Origin of the sequence: Pseudomonas monteilii NBRC 103158 = DSM 14164 (assembly GCF_000730605.1) — a bacterium.
Lineage (GTDB): Bacteria > Pseudomonadota > Gammaproteobacteria > Pseudomonadales > Pseudomonadaceae > Aquipseudomonas > Aquipseudomonas monteilii.
Genome location: NZ_BBIS01000009.1, coordinates 289,473 through 309,410, shown reverse-complemented (window position 1 = coordinate 309,410; position 19,938 = coordinate 289,473). Strand labels below are relative to the sequence as shown.

General features: G+C 64.1%; 19 protein-coding genes. 6 read left to right on the top strand and 13 right to left on the bottom strand.

Features of this window, described 5'->3' with window-relative positions; all coding sequences use genetic code 11:
* The first annotated feature begins 54 nt into the window (after positions 1-54).
* A complete protein-coding gene (locus PM2_RS05330; RefSeq protein ID WP_028698798.1) occupies positions 55-864 on the top strand; it encodes a helix-turn-helix transcriptional regulator in 810 nt (269 codons plus the stop codon).
* Positions 865-951: 87 nt separating this feature from the next.
* Positions 952-1,566 carry a LysE family translocator gene (locus PM2_RS05325; protein ID WP_016715605.1) on the top strand — a complete coding sequence of 205 codons (615 nt, stop codon included), beginning with the start codon at positions 952-954 and terminating at the stop codon, positions 1,564-1,566.
* On the opposite strand, the gene PM2_RS05320 is transcribed toward PM2_RS05325, so the two are convergent.
* On the bottom strand, positions 1,514-2,245 hold the full coding sequence (locus PM2_RS05320; RefSeq protein WP_016715606.1) for a metallophosphoesterase: 732 nt from the start codon (positions 2,243-2,245) through the stop codon (positions 1,514-1,516). The genes PM2_RS05325 and PM2_RS05320 overlap by 53 nt on opposite strands.
* Before the next feature lie 75 nt (positions 2,246-2,320).
* On the opposite strand from PM2_RS05320, the gene PM2_RS05315 reads away from it, so the two are divergent.
* The 3 genes from PM2_RS05315 (at position 2,321) to PM2_RS05305 (ending at position 3,894) form a co-directional block, all read left to right on the top strand.
* On the top strand, positions 2,321-2,836 hold the full coding sequence (locus PM2_RS05315; protein ID WP_028698797.1) for a DUF3016 domain-containing protein: 516 nt from the start codon (positions 2,321-2,323) through the stop codon (positions 2,834-2,836).
* Positions 2,837-2,911: 75 nt separating this feature from the next.
* Positions 2,912-3,655 carry a carbon-nitrogen hydrolase family protein gene (locus tag PM2_RS05310; protein WP_028698796.1) on the top strand — a complete coding sequence of 248 codons (744 nt, stop codon included), beginning with the start codon at positions 2,912-2,914 and terminating at the stop codon, positions 3,653-3,655.
* Positions 3,652-3,894 carry a hypothetical protein gene (locus tag PM2_RS05305; RefSeq protein WP_019097539.1) on the top strand — a complete coding sequence of 81 codons (243 nt, stop codon included), beginning with the start codon at positions 3,652-3,654 and terminating at the stop codon, positions 3,892-3,894. Before PM2_RS05310 ends, PM2_RS05305 begins: the two co-directional genes overlap by 4 nt.
* A 4-nt stretch (positions 3,895-3,898) precedes the next feature.
* Here the strand turns inward: PM2_RS05305 and PM2_RS05300 are convergent, their stop codons facing one another.
* From PM2_RS05300 to PM2_RS05260, 9 genes are all read right to left on the bottom strand, one after another.
* Positions 3,899-4,399, bottom strand: a complete 501-nt coding sequence (locus PM2_RS05300) for a methylated-DNA--[protein]-cysteine S-methyltransferase (protein WP_016715610.1) — start codon at positions 4,397-4,399, stop codon at positions 3,899-3,901.
* 72 nt (positions 4,400-4,471) lie between these two features.
* Entirely contained in the window at positions 4,472-5,272 is an 801-nt protein-coding gene (locus PM2_RS05295; RefSeq protein ID WP_016715611.1) for a WaaZ-like lipopolysaccharide core biosynthesis protein, read from the bottom strand.
* A gap of 162 nt (positions 5,273-5,434) precedes the next feature.
* Positions 5,435-7,075 (bottom strand): fatty acid--CoA ligase, encoded by a 1,641-nt coding sequence (locus PM2_RS05290; protein WP_028698795.1) that lies wholly within the window; start codon positions 7,073-7,075, stop codon positions 5,435-5,437.
* An 11-nt stretch (positions 7,076-7,086) separates the two neighbouring features.
* On the bottom strand, positions 7,087-8,865 hold the full coding sequence (locus tag PM2_RS05285) for an acyl-CoA dehydrogenase C-terminal domain-containing protein (RefSeq protein WP_016715612.1): 1,779 nt from the start codon (positions 8,863-8,865) through the stop codon (positions 7,087-7,089).
* Positions 8,858-11,323, bottom strand: a complete 2,466-nt coding sequence (locus tag PM2_RS05280; RefSeq protein ID WP_016715613.1) for an efflux RND transporter permease subunit — start codon at positions 11,321-11,323, stop codon at positions 8,858-8,860. Before PM2_RS05280 ends, PM2_RS05285 begins: the two co-directional genes overlap by 8 nt.
* 15 nt (positions 11,324-11,338) lie before the next feature.
* Positions 11,339-12,334, bottom strand: coding sequence for a WD40/YVTN/BNR-like repeat-containing protein (locus tag PM2_RS05275; protein WP_028698794.1), 996 nt, complete (start codon positions 12,332-12,334; stop codon positions 11,339-11,341).
* A gap of 22 nt (positions 12,335-12,356) precedes the next feature.
* Entirely contained in the window at positions 12,357-13,715 is a 1,359-nt protein-coding gene (locus PM2_RS05270; RefSeq protein ID WP_016715615.1) for a DUF1329 domain-containing protein, read from the bottom strand.
* A gap of 38 nt (positions 13,716-13,753) precedes the next feature.
* The gene (locus tag PM2_RS05265; RefSeq protein ID WP_025754179.1) at positions 13,754-15,709 is read right to left on the bottom strand and encodes a DUF1302 domain-containing protein; all 1,956 of its coding nucleotides are present in this window, start codon (positions 15,707-15,709) and stop codon (positions 13,754-13,756) included.
* Positions 15,710-15,783: 74 nt separating this feature from the next.
* Positions 15,784-16,362, bottom strand: a complete 579-nt coding sequence (locus PM2_RS05260; RefSeq protein ID WP_016715617.1) for an RBBP9/YdeN family alpha/beta hydrolase — start codon at positions 16,360-16,362, stop codon at positions 15,784-15,786.
* A 194-nt stretch (positions 16,363-16,556) separates the two neighbouring features.
* On the opposite strand from PM2_RS05260, the gene PM2_RS05255 reads away from it, so the two are divergent.
* Positions 16,557-17,567: an AraC family transcriptional regulator gene (locus PM2_RS05255; protein WP_016715618.1), complete on the top strand. Its 1,011-nt coding sequence runs from the start codon at positions 16,557-16,559 to the stop codon at positions 17,565-17,567.
* Here the strand turns inward: PM2_RS05255 and PM2_RS05250 are convergent.
* From PM2_RS05250 to PM2_RS05240, 3 genes are read right to left on the bottom strand one after another with little or no spacing between them, the layout of a single operon-like run.
* On the bottom strand, positions 17,564-17,890 hold the full coding sequence (locus PM2_RS05250; RefSeq protein ID WP_026020371.1) for a Rieske (2Fe-2S) protein: 327 nt from the start codon (positions 17,888-17,890) through the stop codon (positions 17,564-17,566). The two genes, PM2_RS05255 and PM2_RS05250, sit on opposite strands and share 4 nt — an antisense overlap.
* On the bottom strand, positions 17,887-18,540 hold the full coding sequence (locus PM2_RS05245) for a DsbA family oxidoreductase (protein ID WP_016715620.1): 654 nt from the start codon (positions 18,538-18,540) through the stop codon (positions 17,887-17,889). Before PM2_RS05245 ends, PM2_RS05250 begins: the two co-directional genes overlap by 4 nt.
* A gap of 4 nt (positions 18,541-18,544) precedes the next feature.
* Positions 18,545-19,825, bottom strand: coding sequence for an MFS transporter (locus PM2_RS05240; protein ID WP_028698793.1), 1,281 nt, complete (start codon positions 19,823-19,825; stop codon positions 18,545-18,547).
* Positions 19,826-19,938: the final 113 nt, after the last annotated feature.

The following is a 19,938-nucleotide window of genomic DNA, read 5'->3' as shown; positions in this document are numbered from 1 at the left end:
ACTGTACGGGTGCGCGGCAACTGTTACCCTGCTGGCAAAACCGAGGACCTTGTGATGCCCCGCCCCCACACCGCGCTATGGCGCGACCCGGCACTTGCGCATGTGGAAAGTCGCCGCGCCTGCCATAGCCGGGCTTGCTACAAGGCCCACAGCCACCCCACGTTTTCCATCGGCGCGGTGGATGCTGGCCACAGCCATTTCACCGGGGCTGCCGACGGGCAGGAACGCCTGACGCCTGGCACGCTGGTGTTTGTCCCGGCCCACCGCGTACATGCCTGCAACCCCGCGCCCGGGCAAGCCTGGAGCTACCAGATGCTGCATGTGGACGCCGACTGGCTGACGCAGTTGCGCCTGGAATCGGGGCTGAGTGGTGCCGGCGCAGGCGAACCGGCGCGTATCTGTCGGGCACCACAGGTGTATCGGCAATTCTGCGAGTTGAACAGCCTGTTGTTCTCCTGCGCCAGCAACGGTGAGAAGGATGCAGCGCTGATTGCCTTTCTGGGGGACCTGGACTACTCGGCACAGCCACCGCTATCTGCAGCCCCAGCCCTGGAGGCAAGCGCATTGAGCGGGTTGATCGCACGTATCGAAGGCCAGGACCCGGCGCACTTGAGCGTGGAAGCACTGGCCCATCAGGCCGGGCTCGGGCGCTATCAGCTGATCCGTGCGTTTCGTGCGGCTACCGGGTTGACACCACATGCCTACCTGCTCAATGCCCGGGTCAATCGCGGGCGGCAGCTGTTGGGTGAAGGGGCGGCGCTGGCGGAGGTGGCCTACCAGCTCGGGTTTGCCGATCAGAGCCACTTCCAGCGGGTGTTCAAGGCCCATGTGGGGGTGACGCCGGGGCAGTACCGAGGGCGCTGAAGGCCCGCCGCCTGGGCTTGCAATATTGTTCAATACGCCTGACAGGCCCTGCAGCAGACTGCGGTTTTCCGCAGAGCAGCCCCACCCATGCAACAGTTTCTGATCATCGCCCTCGCCCACTTCCTCGCATTGCTATCACCTGGCCCGGACTTCTTCCTGGTGGCGCGTACCTCGATCAACAGCGGCTGGCGCATCGCCAGCGGTGCCTGCCTGGGCATCGCCCTGGCCAATGGCGCGTTCATCGCCATGGCGTTCACTGGCCTGTCGGTGCTGCAGGAAGGCAGCCTGCTGTTCACCGCCCTGCAACTGGCGGGGGCCAGCTACCTGCTGTACATCGGCGTGCTGTTCTTACGCCATGCCGGGCAAACCCGCCTGGGCGCAGTCGCGGGCGAGTCGGCGGTACCGGGTTGGTGGCGGGGCTTGGGCATGGGTTTCTTGTCCGGCATCCTCAACCCCAAGAACGCGCTGTTCTATGCCAGCCTGGCCAGCATGGTCGCCAGTGCCAGCGACAGCTGGAAAACGGCGTATGCCTTGTGGATGTTCAGCATCGTGCTGCTCTGGGACTTGCTGGTTGCCGTGGCCATCGGTAACCAGCGGGTACTGCGGCGTTTCGCCCGTAGCCTGCCATGGCTGGAGCGAGCCTCAGGCGTCATGCTGGTGGCATTGGCGTTGGCGTTGCTGCTGCATCTGGCGCGGCGCTGAGCAGTTTCAGCGTCCGCATGTCCATCAAGCTGAAGTGGCCACTGGCCCAACCGCCGGTGTCCAGATGCCAGACATTGCCCAGCAGCTTGGGCTCCAGCACCGGCGTGTGCCCCACCAACAAGGCCCGCAGGCCTTGCACCGGCTGGGTATTGCCTTCCTTCAGCCGCCGCCGCGACCACTGGCACACTTCCCGCACTTTGGGGTCGTCATCCAGTTCCAGCTCCAGCCAACGCCTCAAGGCTGCCCAGTCGGCAAACGGGCTGTCGGCATGCAGCAGGCCTACCAGGCCATCTGCGCTTTCCACTTCTATCGCAATCGGCAACTGCTCGAAGCGCTCCACGTAGCGAAGTTGCTCGGCCCGGGGCAGGTCGAGGAACCAGTTCCCACCCGCTGCACGGTACATCTCCAGGTCAAGCCGCCCCCCTCGCACGCGGGTGATTGCGAGCGCCTCATGGTTGCCTTGCACCGCATGAAACCATGGCTGCGCAAGCCATTCCAGAGCGGCCTCGCTGTGCGGCCCACGGTCGACCAGGTCACCTACGCTGAACAGGCGGTCCACGGCCGGGTCGAACCCTACCGCTTCCAGGCACTTCTCCAGCCGCTGGAAATGACCATGGATATCACCCACTGCCAGGTCCCGCCCCCGGATATTGGCGAGCAACCGCCGAAACCGTCCCATTACAATCTTCCTCTGCTGGTGGCGCCATGGCAGGCGTAAAATGGAAGCACTCCCACTCTACCCCGAAGGTGCATCATGCGTACCGCCCTCGTGTGTGCCGTGCTCATGGCGCTGTCACTGGACAGCATGGCACAAGGAGCCCCGCCCGCGCAGGTCGAGGTGCGTTTCGACCACCCGGAAAAATTCCGCGATGCCAGCCTGGACAGCCACGGTTATGAGCGTGGCACCGATGACTATGTGATGAAAACCCTCACCCAGTACTTGCAGAAGCTCGGCCAACGCTACCTGCAACCGGGCCAGCAACTGGTCATCGACATCCGCGACATCGACCTGGCCGGGCGCTTCGAGCCTTGGCACAGCCAGGCCTACGATGTGCGCTTCATGCGCGAGATCACCTGGCCGACGATTGACCTGACCTACACCCTCAAACAGCCAGGCAAACCCGCCCGGCAAGCGGAGGAACGGGTCAGCGACAAGATGTACCTCAGCCGCCCGGGCCGGGTCGCCAGCAGCAACGACCGCCTGTATGCGGAGAAGGCCATGCTCGACGACTGGTTCCGCCAACGCTTCGCCGCGCACCCGGCAACCTGAAAAACCCTTCACTGGTACAGGTGTTGGTGCCGGTAGTATGCTCGGCCCTTCAACCTTTACCAGGGAAGGGTTTAGATGAAACTGTGCGCCGTACAACTGGCGTCGCTCAAGGGCGATGTACCAGGCAACGTCCAACGTCACCTGGCCTGCATCGAGCAGGCGGCGGCACTGGGTGCCGAGCTGGTGGTCTTCCCCGAACTCTCGCTGACGGGCTACGAGCCCACCCTGGCGCGCCAGGCCGCCCTGCCGGTCAGCTCCGCACGGCTGGACCCGCTGCAAGCCGCCTGTGACCGCTTGGGCATCACCATTGCGGCTGGCTTGCCGTTGCCGACACCCGAAGGTATCCGCATCGGCATGCCGATTCTTAGCCCCATGGCTGCGCGCCAGGCCTATGCCAAACGGCGCCTTCATGAAGACGAGCTGCCTTACTTTACCCCGGGCGATCAGGCATTGCTGCTGCAGGTCGGTGAGCACCGAGTGGCACCGGCAATCTGCTACGAGTCGATGTTCATGGCCCACGCTGCTGCCGCCCGCGAGCACGGCGCCGACCTGTATCTGGTCAGTGTGGCGAAAACCGCCAAGGGCATCCGCGAAGGCTACCTGCATTACCCGGCAGTGGCGCGTGAACTGGGCATGCCGGTGCTGATGGCCAACTGCGTGGGGCCGGCCGACACGTTCATCGGCGCCGGCGGCTCGGCGGCGTGGGACAGCCAGGGATGCTTGCTGGCGAGCCTGGATGACCACAGTGAAGGGCTGATCCTGCTGGACACCGGCAACACCAGCGCCGTGGCCCTGCCCTTGGACCTACACCCGGCATGATCTACCTGTTACTGGCGCTGCTGAGCTACGCCTGCACCTACTACCTGGTCGGCCTGCTGATCCAGGGCCAGCTTGCCGATGTGGCCGAAGGCTTACGCCATAGGCCGGACGCGCCGACACCCGGCGAGTACCTGCGCGAGGTCAAGCCCCATGCACGGCGGGCCCACCGGCACTACACCCTGATGGCCGGGTCGGTGTTGGCCATACTGGCCTGCGTGGTCGCCAGCTGGTTCAGCTGACGCGTTACAGGTCCAGTGCCAGGCTTTGCCGGCCCTCCAGCGCCAGCAGGTACTGCTTGGCCGCCAGGCCGCCGGCAAAGCCGGTAAGGCTGCCTGAAGCACCGATCACGCGGTGGCACGGTGCGATGATCGAAATCGGGTTGCGGCCGTTGGCGGCGCCTACTGCGCGCACCGCGTCGGGGTTGCCGATCTGCCGGGCGATGTCACTGTAGCTGCGGGTTTCACCGAAGGGTATCGCCAGTAACGCGGCCCATACCTGGCGCTGGAACTCGGTGCCGGCAAAATCCAGCGCCAATTCGAAGCGCTGCCGCTTACCCGCAAAGTACTCACCCAGCTGTCGTGCAGTTTCCCGCAGCACCGGGCACTGGTCGTCACGGTACACCTCGCCGAGGCGAACGCGGTTTTCCCGCTCCTCTTCCCACAATACGGCTGCCAGGCATTCGCCGCGCGCCACCAGGGTCAAGGTGCCGACGGGCGACTGCATGAGGGTGAATGCGCTGGACATAAGCGTGAACCTGCCTGTTTGCGATGGGCGTACTGTACGCATCCACAGCCCCGTGCGCATCCGCTTTCTTGCTCAGGTAATGGCACAACCGGCAATCCGCCGCGCTTCGTTGAGGTTGACCTTGGGGATCAGCTCGGCGGGGATGCGTGAGGTGGCCGACAGGTTGTAGACGTGAAAATGCGCGCTCACCACCTCCCGCGCCATCAGCGTCAGCGACGGCAGGATGCGGCTGTCCCAGTGCTGGTCGAGCCCGCACGGCGAACACTGGCCCTGCCCGTTTTCATAGAAGCGCCCCACGGTCTGGTCCAGATCCACCCCGACCAGCAGCACTTCTTCGAAGCCCAGGTGATACGCCAGCTGCAAGGCCACATAGGCCACTGTGCGGGCATCGAAAAAACCATGTGTCAGGTCTTTGCTGAAGGCAATCGAGCGGCTGCGCTTGCTCCACAGCGCGCGGTTGCACACGCAACTGTCACCATGGCCGCGCAAACCGTCCAGCAGGCCCGGTGTGTCGGCTTTGTGCAGGGCATAACACTCGGTACTGGCCGGCACATCGGCACCTTCGTATTGCTCAGGCCAGAGTGCCAGGCGTTCGCTGTCGCGCAAGGCAGTGGCAAACAAGGCCGGCTGCTGCTGGCTAAAGCTTTTGTCGGTGCACACGTAGAAGAAGGGGTGGATACCGTGTTCGGCGGTCATGGCGACCGAGCCGTTCATGGCAATGATGGGCAAATGTGCGAACTCGCCCAACGGAAAATGCCTGGCAGAAGCGCCGGAGGCAAGGATCACCACGGGGCCCTGCTGGGTGTTGCGACACGCCTCGAAACTGGAGAACGCCCCGCGTTCAGCGCTTGGCTGCGACGGAAGTGTGTTCATCTTTGGCATCTTTGACCGAACAGTACAAACCACAATACTGATCCGTGTATATGCCGTGGCCGCTTTTACCTAACTTTACCTGGCTAAACATGAGCAAACCGCCGTTCCCTTGCCTGGCGGGGATTTGGGGCGCTTTGCGCCCCTGAAAGTCGCACGCCAAACCTAGATTTCAGCCTGGCGAATGCGCTTCTTGTCGATCTTGCCGACACTGGTCCTGGGGATCTCGTCCACACAACGAAGCTGCCGTGGTATCGCCCATTTGTTCAGGTGCCCGCTGTCGACATACGGCTGCAGGTGCCTGGCCAATGCTGGCTGGTCCAGTTGCACACCGTCACAACAGACCACCAGCGCCAACGGTTGTTCCCCCCACTGTGGGTCAGGAATACCGATGACCGCCACCGAGGCGACGGACGGGTGCTGGCTGATGAGGTTTTCCAGCGCCACCGAGCTCACCCACTCGCCACCGGTCTTGATCACATCCTTGATCCGGTCACGGATGCGCACCACGCCGGCTGCGTCGATGCAGGCCAGGTCACCGGTGTGCATCCAGCCCCCCAGCCACAGCGCCGCGCCTTGCTCCGGTTCGTGCAGGTAGCCCTGGGTGAGCCACGGCGCGCGCACTACCACTTCGCCCAGGCTTTCGCCATCGTGCGGCACCGCCCTGCCCTCATTGTCGACGATACGCAGGTCCACCAAAGCAATCGGCACGCCGGCATCGATGCGCAGAGGCAGTTGTTGCGCCATGGGTTGTGCCAGCAGGTCGGCGCTCAGGTGGGTGATGCTCAGCAGCGGGCAGCTTTCCGACATGCCATAGCCACAATGCACGCTGATGCCCCGCTCGCTGGCCCGCTGGGCAAGACCCAAGGTCAACGCGCTGCCGCCCAGCAGCATCTTCCAGCCAGCCAGGTCGGTGCAGCGCCCTTGCTCGCTGTCGAGCATCATCTGCAGCACCGTGGGCACACAATGGGAGAAGGTCACACCCTCGTCGCGATAAAGGCGCACCAGGCGATTGGGCTCGTAGCGCCCGGGGTAGACCTGCTTGATACCCAGCGCGGTGGCCACATAGGGCACGCCCCAGGCATGTACGTGGAACATGGGCGTGATCGGCATGTACACATCGCCCGTTCGCAGCAGCGGTACGTCGCCGCACGCGGCCAGGGTGCCCTGCTCGACCAAGGTGTGCAGCACCAGTTGCCGGTGGCTGAAGTAAACGCCTTTGGGGTTGCCGGTGGTACCGCTGGTATAGAACAGCGTGGCCAGGGAATTCTCGTCGAAGTCCGGGAATTCGAACTGGGGCTCGGCAGCCGCCAGCATGGCTTCATACTCGCCCAGCATAGGTACCACCTGCGCGGCGGGGGCGCCATCGCTGAGGCGGATGAAGCCATCGACTGTCGGCAGGTCGGCCTGTAGCTGCTGCATCAGCGGCAGGAAGTCGTCATGCACCAGCACCCACCGGTCCTCGGCATGGTTCATGGTATAGCGCACCTGCTCGGTGGACAGCCGCACATTTACCGTATGCAGCACCGCCCCCAGCATCGGTACGGCAAAGAAACACTCCAGTGCGCGATGGCTGTCCCAGTCGAGCAAGGCCACGGTATCGCCGGGTTTCACCCCGGCGGCGGTGAGCGCATTGGCCAGTCGCTGAATGCGCGCCAGCAACGTCGTGTAGGTGTAGCGCAGCTGGTCGGCGTACACGATTTCCTGGTTGGGCTGGTAGCGCACGCCCGACAGCAGCAGGCGCTTGATCAGCAGCGGGTAGGCATACGCCTGCTCGGCCGCAGGCATGATGCGGGTCGAGGTCATGTTCGCGGCCATCACAGTTGCCCGGCCTCGAGCAGGTACAGGCTGTCGCTGCCGGCCCTGACACTGGCACTGAGCGAATGGATGCGCGGCAGCAGGCGTGCAAAGTAGAAGCGCGCGGTACCGAGCTTGCTCACGTGGAACGGCTCCGATGCCGCTTGGCGCTGGCACACCACGGCCATGCGTGCCCACAGGTAGGCGTAGAAGGTGTAGCCAAACACCTGCAGGTACTCGACCGCCGCCGCGCCAAGCTCGCGCGGGTTGCCTTGGGCACGGTCGAGCAGCCAGGCACTGAGTTCGTCAAGGTTGCGCACGGCAGCGAGCAACGGTGCGCTGAACTCGGCACATGCGGCCGGCAGCGCCTCGGCAAAGGTGGTGAGTTCAGCGGACACAGCAAGGTACGCCTCGCCACCATCGGCAAACAGTTTGCGCCCCACCAGGTCGAGGGCCTGAATGCCATTGGTGCCTTCGTAGATCTGGGTAATGCGGCAGTCGCGGATCAACTGCTCCTGGCCCCATTCACGGATATAGCCGTGGCCACCCAGCACCTGCTGGCCGTGAACGGTGGCCTCCAGCCCCATGTCGGTGAGGAAGGCCTTGGCCACCGGCGTGAGCAACGCCACCTTGGCATCGGCCTGCGCGCGCGCAACCGGGTCGCCGCTGTATTTGGCCAGGTCCAGCTGCAATGCCACGTAGGTGGAAAATGCCCGACCACCTTCGTTCAGCGCTTTCATGGTCATCAGCATGCGGCGTACGTCCGGGTGGACAATAATCGGGTCGGCATGCTGCGCCGGCTCTTCAGCCCCCGTCGGTGCGCGGCCTTGCTGGCGATCGCGAGCATAGGCGATGGCCCCCTGATACGAACGCTCGCCCAAGGCCAGGCCTTGGATACCCACGCCGAGGCGCTCGTAGTTCATCATGGTGAACATCGCATTGAGCCCCTTGTTCGGCTCACCGACCAGGTAGCCGATGGCACCGTCAAAGTTCATCACGCAGGTTGCCGACGCCTTGATGCCCATCTTGTGCTCGATCGAGCCGCAGCCCACCGCATTGGCCTGGCCCAATGTGCCGTCGGCGCCAACCAGCACTTTGGGTACCAGGAACAGCGAGATACCTTTGGGGCCAGCAGGGGCATCCGGCAGCCTCGCCAGCACCAGATGGATGATGTTCTCGGTCAGGTCCTGCTCGCCGCCGGTGATGAAAATCTTCGTGCCGCTGATGCGGTAGCCGCCATCAGCAACGGGCTCGGCGCGGGTGCGGATCAGGCCCAGGTCGGTACCGGCGTGGGGCTCGGTCAGGCACATCGATCCGCTCCAACGCCCTTGGTACATCGGCGGCAGGTACAGCGCCTTCAACGCCTCGCTGGCATGGTTCAGCAGTGCCAGGCAGGCGCCGGCCGTCAACATTGGGTACAGGCCGAATGACAGGTTGGCAGCATTGAGCATTTCTTCGAGCTGGGCGCCGATCACTTTCGGCATGCCCATGCCGCCATATTCTGGTGCACCGGCCACCCCGACCCAGCCGTCAGCGGCGAATGCCCGGTAGGCATCGGCGAAACCGTCGGGCGTCCGAACCAGGCCAGCCTCCCAACGGCATCCCTGCTCGTCGCCACTGCGGTTGAGCGGCGCCACCTGCTCGGCAATCAGTTTGCCGGCCTGCTCGAATATGGCCCGGGCAGTGTCGCCATCGACCACGTCGGCCAATGCGGGCGTTTGCGCCCACCAGGCGGGGATGTCGAACACGTCGTTGAACAGAAAATCCATGTCGCGCAGTGGCGGAAGGTAATCAGACATGAGGCGAACACTCGGTTTCTTGGGTTTGCGAAAGTGCTACGGCCCGGGTTTCGGCAGCCGCCGGGGTGCCCTGACCACGCAGGAGGAAGTGCGACAGCGCGGGTATCAGCACCAGCGCGCCGAGCATGTTCCACAGGAACATGAAGGTCAGCAGCAGGCCCATGTCGGCCTGGAACTTGATGGGCGACCAGGCCCAGCCAACCACACCGGCAGCCAGGGTAATGCCGACCAGCCCTACCACCCGGCCGGTGAACGCCACGGCGTTCTGGTAGGCCTGAGCCAGGCTCAGCCCGGCGCGCTGGTAGTGCAGCTGCACGCTAAGCAGGTACAGCGCATAGTCCACGCCAATGCCCACGCCAAGGGCGATCACCGGCAAAGTGGCAACCTTGACGCCAATCCCCATGGCCACCATCAGCGCCTCGCACAGCACCGAGGTGAGTATCAGCGGCAGGATCGCCACCAGCGTTGCGCGCCAGCTGCGGAAGGTGACCAGGCAGAACAACGTGACCGCCAGGTACACCAGCAACAGCATACGGTGGTTGGCCTCGCGTACCACCACGTTGGTGGCGGCCTCGATACCGGCGCTGCCGGCGGCCAGCAGGAACTGGTGCTCGGCACTGCTGTTGGCCTGGGCAAAGCGTTCGGCCACGGCAGCCACCTCGGCCAGCGTATCGGCGCGATGGTCTTTGAGGTAGGCGATCACCGGCATCAGCGAGCAGTCGTTGTTGAACAGCTCCGGGGCGTTGACCGAAGCCTGCTGGGCGGCGTAATTGAGCACGTCCTGGTTGCGCTGCAGGCTGTTGAGCCGTGGGTTGCCTTCGTAGGTACCCGCGGTGATCTGGCGCACAGCGTTGGCCAGCGACACAGTGGTCTGCACACCCGGCAGTTGCTGCAGCTCCCAGGCGAGGCGGTCGGCAAGAATCAAGGTCGGGTACTTCAGGCAGCCTTCGGGAGCGGTCTTGACCATGACCGCGAAGGTGTCGCTGGACAGTGCGTAATGCTGGGTGATGTAGGCATTGTCGAGGTTGTAGCGCGAATCAGCGCGAAGCTCGGGGGCGCCACTGTCGAGGTCGCCGATTTTCAGATGCAAGCTGCCCCAGATGCCCAGGGCGGCCAAGGCAAGGGCTGTCAGCACAGCGGCGCTGGCCCATTTGCGTTCAGTGAAGCGGTCGAGCAGGTCCCACAGCCGACCGAAGCCACGGTGCCGAGCCGCGCGGGCATCGATACGCAGCGCCCGGTCGGCGGCCTTGCGGCCTACCCCGACATAGGACAGGGCCACCGGCATCAACAGCAATGAGGTAAAGATCAGCACTGCCACGCCAATGCTGGCGGTAATCGCCAGGTCCTGAATCACCGGAATATCGATGATCATCAGCACGGCAAAGCCCACGGCATCGGCCAGCAAGGCGGTCACCCCGGCCACGAACAGGCGACGGAAGGTATAGCGAGCGGCGATCTGCCGATGGGTACCGCGACCGATGTCCTGAAGGATGCCGTTCATCTTCTGCGCCGCATGCGACACGCCGATGGCAAAGATCAGGAAGGGCACCAGGATCGAATACGGGTCGATGGCATAGCCCAGCCAGGCGACGATACCCAGTTGCCATACCACCGCCGTCAGCGAACACAGCACCACCAGCAAGGTGCTGCGTATACAGCGGGTATAGCAGTAGATGATCACCAGGCTGGTCAACACCGCCAGTGCAAAGAACGCCATCACCTCGATCAAGCCGTCGATCAGGTCGCCCATCAGCTTGGCGAAGCCAATCACATGAATACGGTACTGGCCGCTGGCCTGGTACTGGCTGCGCAGCTGTTCGAGCTTTTGCGAAAAGGCATGGTAGTCCAGGCCTTTGCCGGTGGCTGAATCCTGGTCGAGCAGCGGCACCACCAGCATGCTCGACTTGAAGTCGCGCGCCACCAGACTGCCGACGATGTTGGCACGTTCGATGTTCTGCCGTAGCTGTTCGATGTCACCGGCCGCGCCCTGATAGCCGTCAGGCATGACCGGACCACCCTGGAAGCCTTCCTCGGTGACCTCGGTCCAGCGCACCGCCGGGCTCCACAGCGACTTCACCCAGGCCCGGTCCACCCCCTGGCTGAGGAACAGCTCGTCGTTGATGTGACGCAGGGTCTGCAGGTAGCCCGGGTCGAAAATGTCGCCCTGAGTGTGCTCTACCACTACCCGCACCGCATTGCCCAGGCCGCGCAACGAGGCGCGGTTTTCCAGGTAATGCTGAATGTAGGGGTGGCTCTGCGGCAGCATCTTGTCGAAGCTGGGGCGCAGTTCCAGGCGGGTCAGCGCCATGAAGCCCAGCACCAGCGTCGCCACCAGCATGCACAGCAGAAATGGCAGGCGGTGGTTGAACACAAGGCGTTCCAGGCCGTTGCCCGAATGTGGATCGAAGTCGGCAAGGTTGCGGATTACCGGAAGGGTATCTTGGCGGGTAGCGGCCATCAGGGTCTTCTCTTGTTATGGGTGTTGCGTGGGGTTACCGGCCTGGTTGCGCACGCCCCGCTCGCCCACCAGCACCAGGCCGTTGCCGGTGTCGCTGACGAGCGCGGTCACCGGGCCACGGGCGCTTTGCGGCACCTGGCTGAAGCTGGCACCGTCATCCCGACTGAGCAGCAGGTCGCCGGCCTGGCTGGCCAGCCACAGCTGGCCGTTACGGTCGACGCCGGCGGCGGTGAGGCTGGTGTTGATACCCGTATTCACCGGCTGCCACTGCTGGCCGCCATCGGTGCTGCGGTAGGCGTGGCCGCGCAGGCCGTAGACCAGCAGCACGCCGGGTTTGCCGACGGCGCCGAACAGGGTGCCGGCATAGGGCGTGTCGACGCGGCTGAAGCGTGCGCCGCTCCACTTCAGCAGCAGGCCCTGCTCGCCGGTGATGTACAGGTCGTCACCCACCGCCGCCAGGCTGGTCAGGTGCAGGCCTTGCGGGTTGTCGCTGTGGTCGAGCCAGGGTTGCCAGTGCTCGCCGCCGTCGGTGGTGCGCAACAACAGGTTGAACACCCCCACCGCATAGCCGTTGCGGGCATCGCTGAACCACACGTCGAGCAAGGCATTATCGGTGGCCGCCGCAGGCAACTGCTCGGCCAGCGCGCGGCCATCCAGCTGTTTGTGCCAGTGCACGCCACCATCGCGGCTGTGCAGCACCACACCGTCGTGGCCGACCGCCCAGCCCAGTTCGGGCGTAGCAAAGCTCACCCCATTCAGGTCGGCGCTGACGGGCACCTGGGCTTGCTGCCAGTGTGCGCCGTGGTCATCGGAATACAGGATGTGCCCGCGCGGGCCGACCGCGACCAGGCGCGGCCCGGCCAAGGTCACGTCACGCAGGGCGCTGCTGCTGGCCAGGGCACTGGGCATGGCGGGCACCTCCAGCACGTCGGTGAAGGGCACGGCCTGCGCCGTGCCCTGCAGCGCCGCCAGGGCCAGCATCACTACGCTGCATCGTTTGAAGACAGACATTGGCAACCTCTGCTCCGTGCGCTCAGCGAATGCCATTGCCGGCCAGCGACTCGGGCGACCACTGGGTTTTCGACAATGGGTCGATGTAGCGGATACCGCCGTAGGCACCCACCACGCCGTTGAGGTTGTAGGTGCCGCCGATCAGGTCGTAGATCATGAAAGGCGTGGCGTCCGGGGTCTGTTTGTCGTAGCTCTGGGTGAGGAAGGCGAACGAGCCGCGATAAAGCTGGCCACGGGCGTCGTACTGGTCCGAGGCCAGGGCGATCCAGCTGTCTTCGTCAAGGTAGAAGCGGCGCTTGTGATAGATGTGGCGTGCGCCGTCCTTGAGCTTGCCCTCCACCACCCACACGCGGTGCTTTTCCCAGCGCACGAACTGCGGGGCCAGGTGGTTGGGGGTGATCAGTTGCTTGACGTCGGTGTTATAGGTGAGCGGGTAAGTGTTGTAAGGCACGTACATCTCCTGCTTGCCGACCAAGGTCCAGTCGTAGCGGTCCAGGGCGCCATTGAAGACGAACACGTCATCGTAGGTGCCCGAGCCCGACGTGCCCGGGTTGGGCGTGTCGTAGGCCAGGTTGGGTGCCAGCTTGACCCGGCGCTGCCCCGGCAGGTACTGCCAGGCGCTGCGCGGCTGCTCCAGCGGGTTGGCGGCATCGCGCAGCATCATGGCTTCGCCGGCACGGCGCGCGGGCCCGGTGTACACCAGCTTCATCTGGTAATAGGTGTCCTTGGCACCGATCGGCTTGGCCATGTCCTCGTAGATCGGGTAGCTGATATTGGCCTGGCCGGTGGTCGACAGTGACGCTTTGCCGGCGGCATCGACGTTCCATGAGTCGTACTTGGCGGTCATGCTCACGCCCTGGTAGCGCAGCAGGAAGTTCCACATGGCCTCGGCGCCGTTTTGCGGAATGGGGAACGGGATGCCGGGCAGCACGTTGTCCACCGCCGTGCCACCCTCCAGGCTTTTGGCAGCGGTGGCGTTTTTGCGGGTGTTGTCTAGCACCGCCTGCGGCAGCGCTACGCTGCGATGAGTCGGGTACACGTCGACACGGTAACTGGGATAGCGCTTGAGCAGTTCCAGGGTGGTGGCAGTCAGCTGGCCCTTGTACTGGTCGGCGTTCTTGCCATCGATGACCAGCAGCGGCTTGTCGCTGGCAAACGGGTCGGGGCGCATGCTGGCACCGCTCTGGAAGTTGGCAGGCGGTGTCTGCAGGCCACCCTGGTAAGCCGGGATCGAACCGTCGGCATTGCCGGCCTTTTCGGCACCGATGGCGGTCAGGTTGGTGCCCAGGCGGGCAGCCTGATCAGAGGAAACAGCGGCTTGGGCGGCGTTGAGCGCGGCCAGCGACAGGCACGAGGCCAGCAGGGTACGTACGAAATTCATGATGGTTGTCTTCCTGTGTAGGCGGTAGGAAACATGAGTCAGAAGGTCGTCTTGACGGTCAGGTACAGGGCGCCACGGTCCTCGGTGGTGGCACCACCACCGGAGAAGGAGGCGTAGCCGCCGCCGTAGCAGGTGTAATCCTGTTCGCCGTCCAGGGCATTGGGGGTGCTGCCGTCGGTCTGGCCATCCTTGCAGGCCTTGGTCTCACCGAAGCTGTCGACGTACTTGAGGTCGACGAAGTACTGGTTGTAGATCGCCGCGCTTACGCCAAGCGCATAGTTGCCGGTGTTTTCGGCACCGCCGCCCTGCACCGGCGACACACCGTCGATGCCAACGTTGACCGACAGCGGCATGCTCAGGTCCATGCCCGGCACCACCTGGTACCAGGTGGGGGTGAAGTTGACGGCGATGCCCCAGTTATCGCGGGTGGCCTTGTCGATACCGCGGTAGCTGCTCTTGCCTTTGTACAAGGCCTCGTTGTGGCCATCGAGCTTGAGCAGGTTGCTGTAGAACAGCTCGCCGAGCAGGGTTGCCGAGTCGAACAGCGGCGTATCACCGATGGTCATCAGGCCGTTGAGGGTGAAGTGCAGGGTGTCACCAGTGGCGCTCAGGCTGTCGCCATCCTTGGGCACGTCGTAGATCACCCCGCTGCTGGGCAGGCGCGCCGGCAGCAGGCCGAAGCCGCCCCCCAGGCCTGCCTGGCCGGGGGCACTGACGATTGCCGGGATGCTCGCCAGCGGCATGTTGTGGCGGATGTTCAAGTCGCTGCCGACGCTGATGCCCGCCACATCCTTGGACAGGCTCAGCCCATAGATGTCGATGTTGTCGGCATAGGCGAACTGGTAGGTGGTGCTTTGCAGTGAGTTGTAGAGGTTGCCGACCGCGCCCTGGCGGCTGCCCGGCGGGTTGCCGAACGGACCGTTGGCCACGGTCATGCCACGCGCATCGAGCCAGGCCTGGGGCAGGATTTCGGAGGTCTTGCGGTAGTAGAAACCCAGGGTGCCGCCCAGCCACTCCGGCGACCACTTGGCCATGACGCCCCAGTCGCCGCTTTTGCCAGGGGTAAGGTCATGACCACGGCGCAGGGTGGTCAGCGCACCACGCACCGGGATCAGCCCCGGGGTGCCGGTATGGCCCAGCAGTAAGCTCTGCGCGCCCTCGCCTACCACGTCGGAGCCGCCATAGTAGGTACCCGCCTCGGGCAGTCGGGCCGCGTCCCAGTCGAAGAAGTACTGAGCGCCCAGGGTGAGCTCGGAATTGACCAGAAACGAAGTGGACAGCTGGTTACGGGGCACGAACAGCTCCTTGGCCTCGGTGCCCGGCGATGCCGCCAGCTTGGCCAGGTCCAGGCCGGACTGGCCGTAGCTCAACGAATGCACCGGGTTGAGCAGGGTTTCACCCCAGAACAGGTTGTGCTGGCCCAGCTTGGCGCTGACCTGTGATGCTTCGCCCACGTCACGGCTCATGAACACGAAGGCATCCAGCACTTCGCCCGAGGGGCCGCTGTAGTAACGCTGGGCGTAGTTACTCAGGTGCGGACTGCCCAGCGGTATGCCGGTGCCCGGCAGGCCATTGAGGCTGGGGTTGATGCCTGACTGGTCACCGTTGCCGTTGACGAACGGGTTGCTGTTGGAGCCGGTGTTGTCGTAGGCCTTGTCGTACCAGCTGGCAGTGCTGACGCGAAAACCGGTGTTGCCCTGGTACACCACGTCCAGCTCGGTCAGCAGGTCGACCCGGTTGGTGACGTTGGTGCCCGCCTTGCGGAAGTTGTAGTCGCCGTCGTTGCTGTTGGGCGTGCCCAGCAAGCGCTTGTCGGCACTTTCAGTGCGCACGCCGTAGTTGTACTTGACGGTATTGTCGAAGCGCACGGCCCAGTCTTCGTTGCCGGTATCGACTTCGAAGGCTTGGGCGGCAGGCAGCGTGAGCAGGCCGATGGCACAGGCAAGCAGGCAGCGCTGTGGCTTCACAGCACGGTGAATGCGGTGTTCTGGCATTACGATGGCTCCACGTATTGTAATTGTTTTTTACGCCGCCCGTCTGCTGCGGGCGTGGCTGGGGCGTCCATGCGTTACTGCAGGTTTGCGCCGTCCAGTCGGCGGATCAGGGCCTCGGCTAGCGGCCAAGGGCCGAAACCGGAAGCCGGGTTAAGGTGGCCAACAGCGCCCAGGCCAACCAGTTCGCTGCCCCAACGCCGGGCCAGTTCACCGGCGGCGGCGTAGCTGGCGAGGTGGTCGTTACTGCTGGCCGCGACAATGCTTGGGAATGGCAGCGACGTCGGCGGAAGCGGTGACCAACCCTTCTCGGCCAGGCTGGCCGGGCTTGGGTAATGCGCCGGCCAGTGGGCATTGAGGTCTGGCGGGGCCGCCAGCAAAGCCCCCTTGATCGGCCGCCGGTAGCGTGCCGCCCAATGGGCGACCATCAGTACGCCAGCGCTGTGCGCGACCAGGATTACCTCACCTTCGAGCTTATCGAGCTCGCGCTGGATCGCCTCGACCCGGGCGTTGCAACACAGGCCGTCAACCTGCAACGGCGGTACGCTGCGCACCTTGGCCAGGCGGCCGGCCAGCAGGGTTTGCCAATGTTCGGCGACGTGGTCACGCAGGCCAGGGACAATCAGCACGGTGGCTGTGGTTTGCAATTTTTCCACGGTGAACCTCATGTGCGATGTAGCGCTTGAAGGTCACAGTAAACAGGCCTCCCCCCGGGTGCTTTACATTGGGCGTCAGGCGCTTTTCATTTGATGACAACGGTCAAAACAGGGCTTTGCTTTTCAATTGATGACACGCACGCTATAAAACCAGTGGACCTGCAACCCCCGTACTTCAGGGACAACAATAAAAAATGCCTGCTCTAGTCCGTGCCGCCAGTTTGACCAACTACCTGGAAGTGTCCCGCCACCTGGGCCTCAATCCCCATGCACTGCTGGCACAGGTTGGCCTGAGCGCCGCGCTGCTCGACGACCCCAACCGGCGTATCCCGGTGGCCAGCGTCATCAGCTTGCTGGAGGCCTCTGCCAGCGCCACGAAGTGCGAAAGTTTCGGTTTGCGCATGGCCGAATTGCGTCAGTTGTCGGACTTCGGCGAAATCAGCCTGCTGCTCAGCCACCAACGCAACCTGCGCGATGCGCTGCAAGTGATCGTGCAGTACCGCCACCTGCTCAACGACGCGCTGGCCATCCATATCGAGGAAGCCGGCAAGACCGTGGTTATTCGTGAGGAGGTGATCAACGAGCGAGCGCCGTGCAGCCGCCAGGCCACCGAGTTGGCCATCGGCGTGATGATGCGCCTGTGCGCGGCACTGCTGGGTGCCCATTGGCACCCGATCAGTGCCAACTTCACCCACGCGGCCCCTGCCGACCCCGCCATTCACCGGCGCATTTTCGGTTGCACACTGGTGTTCGGTAGCGAATTCAATGGCATCGTCTGCCCCGCCGCCGACCTCGACAGCGCCAGCCCGCAGGCCAACGAGGCCATGGCCCGGCTGGCGCGGCGCTACCTGGACACGCTGCCGGCCAGCGGCGTGCCGTCGCTGGAACTGGAGCTACGCAAGACCATCTACCTGCTGCTACCCATGGGCCGTGCCACCATCGAGCAAGTGGCGCAGACCCAAGGCATGAACGTGCGCACCCTGCAGCGGCGGCTGGAAGAGAACGCGCTGACCTTCAAGGACCTGATCAACAGCGTGCGCCGTGACCTGGTGATGCGCTACCTGGAAAACCCCAGCTATTCGCTGGGGCGCATTGCCGACATGCTCGGTTATTCGATGCCCAGCTCATTCACCCGCTGGTTCATTGCCCAGTACGGCATGCCGCCGGCAAACTGGCGCGCACAGCACAATGGGCAGTTGCATTAACCGCCCGTTGCGGGCTCATCGATGACGATAAACACCTCACCCTTCTCGTGCTCGACAGGGTACGTGTTCAGCTTGAGCGCGGTGGAGTTCTGCAGATAACCGCTGGCCAGGTCGAAACGCAACCCGTGGGCACAGCACTGGATGACGCGACCCTCCAGGCGACCACCGCACAGCGATGCCCCCTGGTGCGGGCAACTGTCATCGACGGCATAGAACGAATCGGCAATGTTGAACAAGGCCACACTGTGGCCTTCAAGGTCCAACAGCACCCGCCCGTTGCGTTCGGGTACTTGATCGGGGGCCAGTGCCATACGTCGTTTCATGCCTGCACCACCTCCTGCAAGGCGTCGTTCATGGCCGCAAACAGCGCCTCGGCCGGCCGCACGCCTGCAATCAACGGCCCCTGATTGAAGCGGTAGCGCGGCACGGCACTGCCTGCGCGCCCTGCCCCATCGAGAAACGGGCTACCGTCGTCACGCAGGCAGTCGACCACTTGTGCGGCCTGCAGCCCGCAGCTCTGGGCAATACCGAGCAAGGTGCCGCTGTCTCCCAGGTCACGGCCCTGATGGAAATAGGCAATGAACAACTGCGCCAGCAACGCCTCCTGTTGCGGTGCACCGAGCAGGCTGCCGGCCCGTTGCATCAACCGGTGAGCATTGCCGGTATTGGGCATGCGGCGTATGCGCGAGAAATCGATATCCTCGCCCACCACGCTGGCAGCGGCGCGCACCTGGGCCTGGCGCTCGCGTACGGCTTGTTCACTGCCCAGGCGTTGCAGGTAAAACGTACTGAACGACACCCCGTTGGCAGGCAGCCCAGGCAACAACTGCACGCCCTGCCAGTGCACCTGCACCTCTACCTGAGGTTGCTCACGTTGCAACCACAAAAGGGCCGCCTGCAGGTGCCGCTGCCCAATCAGGCACCAAGGGCAGACAAAATCGAAGAACACCTCGACGGACAACAGCTGTTTCACGGTTTCAACTCCTGGAGCGCAGACAGTCCATGTCGCGGTGGTAATGACGTTTAGCGAAAAAGAACACAGCCGCCGCCGCGATGCTTGTCAGCGGTACCAGCTGTAATGCGGCCTGCAGGCCGATCAGGTCGGATACCCGGCCAGTAATCAGCGGCCCGGTCGCCAGGCCCAGCAGGTTGTTGGCCAGGGTCAGGGTGGCGAAAGCGGTGCCATGTACCGAGGCGTGGGTAAGGTTGGCAACCATGGCACTGGACGGGCCGTTGGTGCCGGCGGCAATCATCATGCCCAGGCAGATCAGCACCAGTTGTGCGGTGCCAGCGGGCAACGCGAAGGCCATGCTCAGCAGCACGCAGCTGCCCAGGCAGTAACCGATGGCCAGGCTGATCTTGCGGTCCGGGCGCTGCCGGCCCAGGCGGTCGCAGAGCATGGCGCAGACGATCATGCCGACGCCGCTGCACAACACGATGACAGCGGCGACCGCACCGGCGCGGTCAGTGCCCATGGCGTAATAGCGGTTCAGGTAGCTAGGCATCCACACAATCAAGGTGCCGCCAACAAACAGCTGCAGGCCGCTGCCGATATAGGCGGCGATGACCGAGCGGCTGCTGTACAAGCTGCGCAGCGGGCGGCTGACCTTGCCCAGCGCCTGCTGCGCGCACTTGGGCGCAATGCGTGCCTCCTTGACGATCATGGGGTACAGCATCGCCAGCATCAGGCCGAACAGTGCCATACCGGCGAATGCCCAGCGCCACCCCAGGTGCTGAGCCAACACGCCGCCCAGGGCCATGCCCAGCACCGAGCCGAACATGCCACCGGCCATGAACGCCCCGGCCAGGGTCGAGCGCATGTCGCGGGGGAACACGGCGACCACCACGGCAATGCCGACACTGCCGTAAGCGGCCTCTCCGACCCCGACCAGAAAACGCGCAATGAACATTTGCGGGTAATTTTCTGCCAAGGCGCAGCCGAGCGTCGCCAGGCTCCACAGTACCGCCATCAACACCAGGCTGCGTACCCGGCCGAAACGGTCGGCCAACAGTGACAGCGGGAACGTCAGCAAGCCGACCATCAGCGCGACGATCCCGCTGAGCAGGCCCAATTGGCTGTCACTGAGCGCCCATTCGCCCTTGAGCAGCGGGAACACCGCGTTGAGTACCTGGCGCGACATGTAGTCGGAGATCAACAGACCAAAGGTCAGGGCAAAGACCACCCAGGCATAACGCCGGGGCACGCTGTGGGCGGATTCGCTACCGGAGTCTTCGGCGCTGGCGAGGTAGGTGGCCATGTTGCCTCCTTGGGTGTAGGGCTTGGGTGTTGTTTTTGTTGTTATGGGTAACAGCCAGAACTGATGTTGCTCTTGCGGGCCGCTTCGCGGGCAAGCCCGCGAAAGGGTCGGGC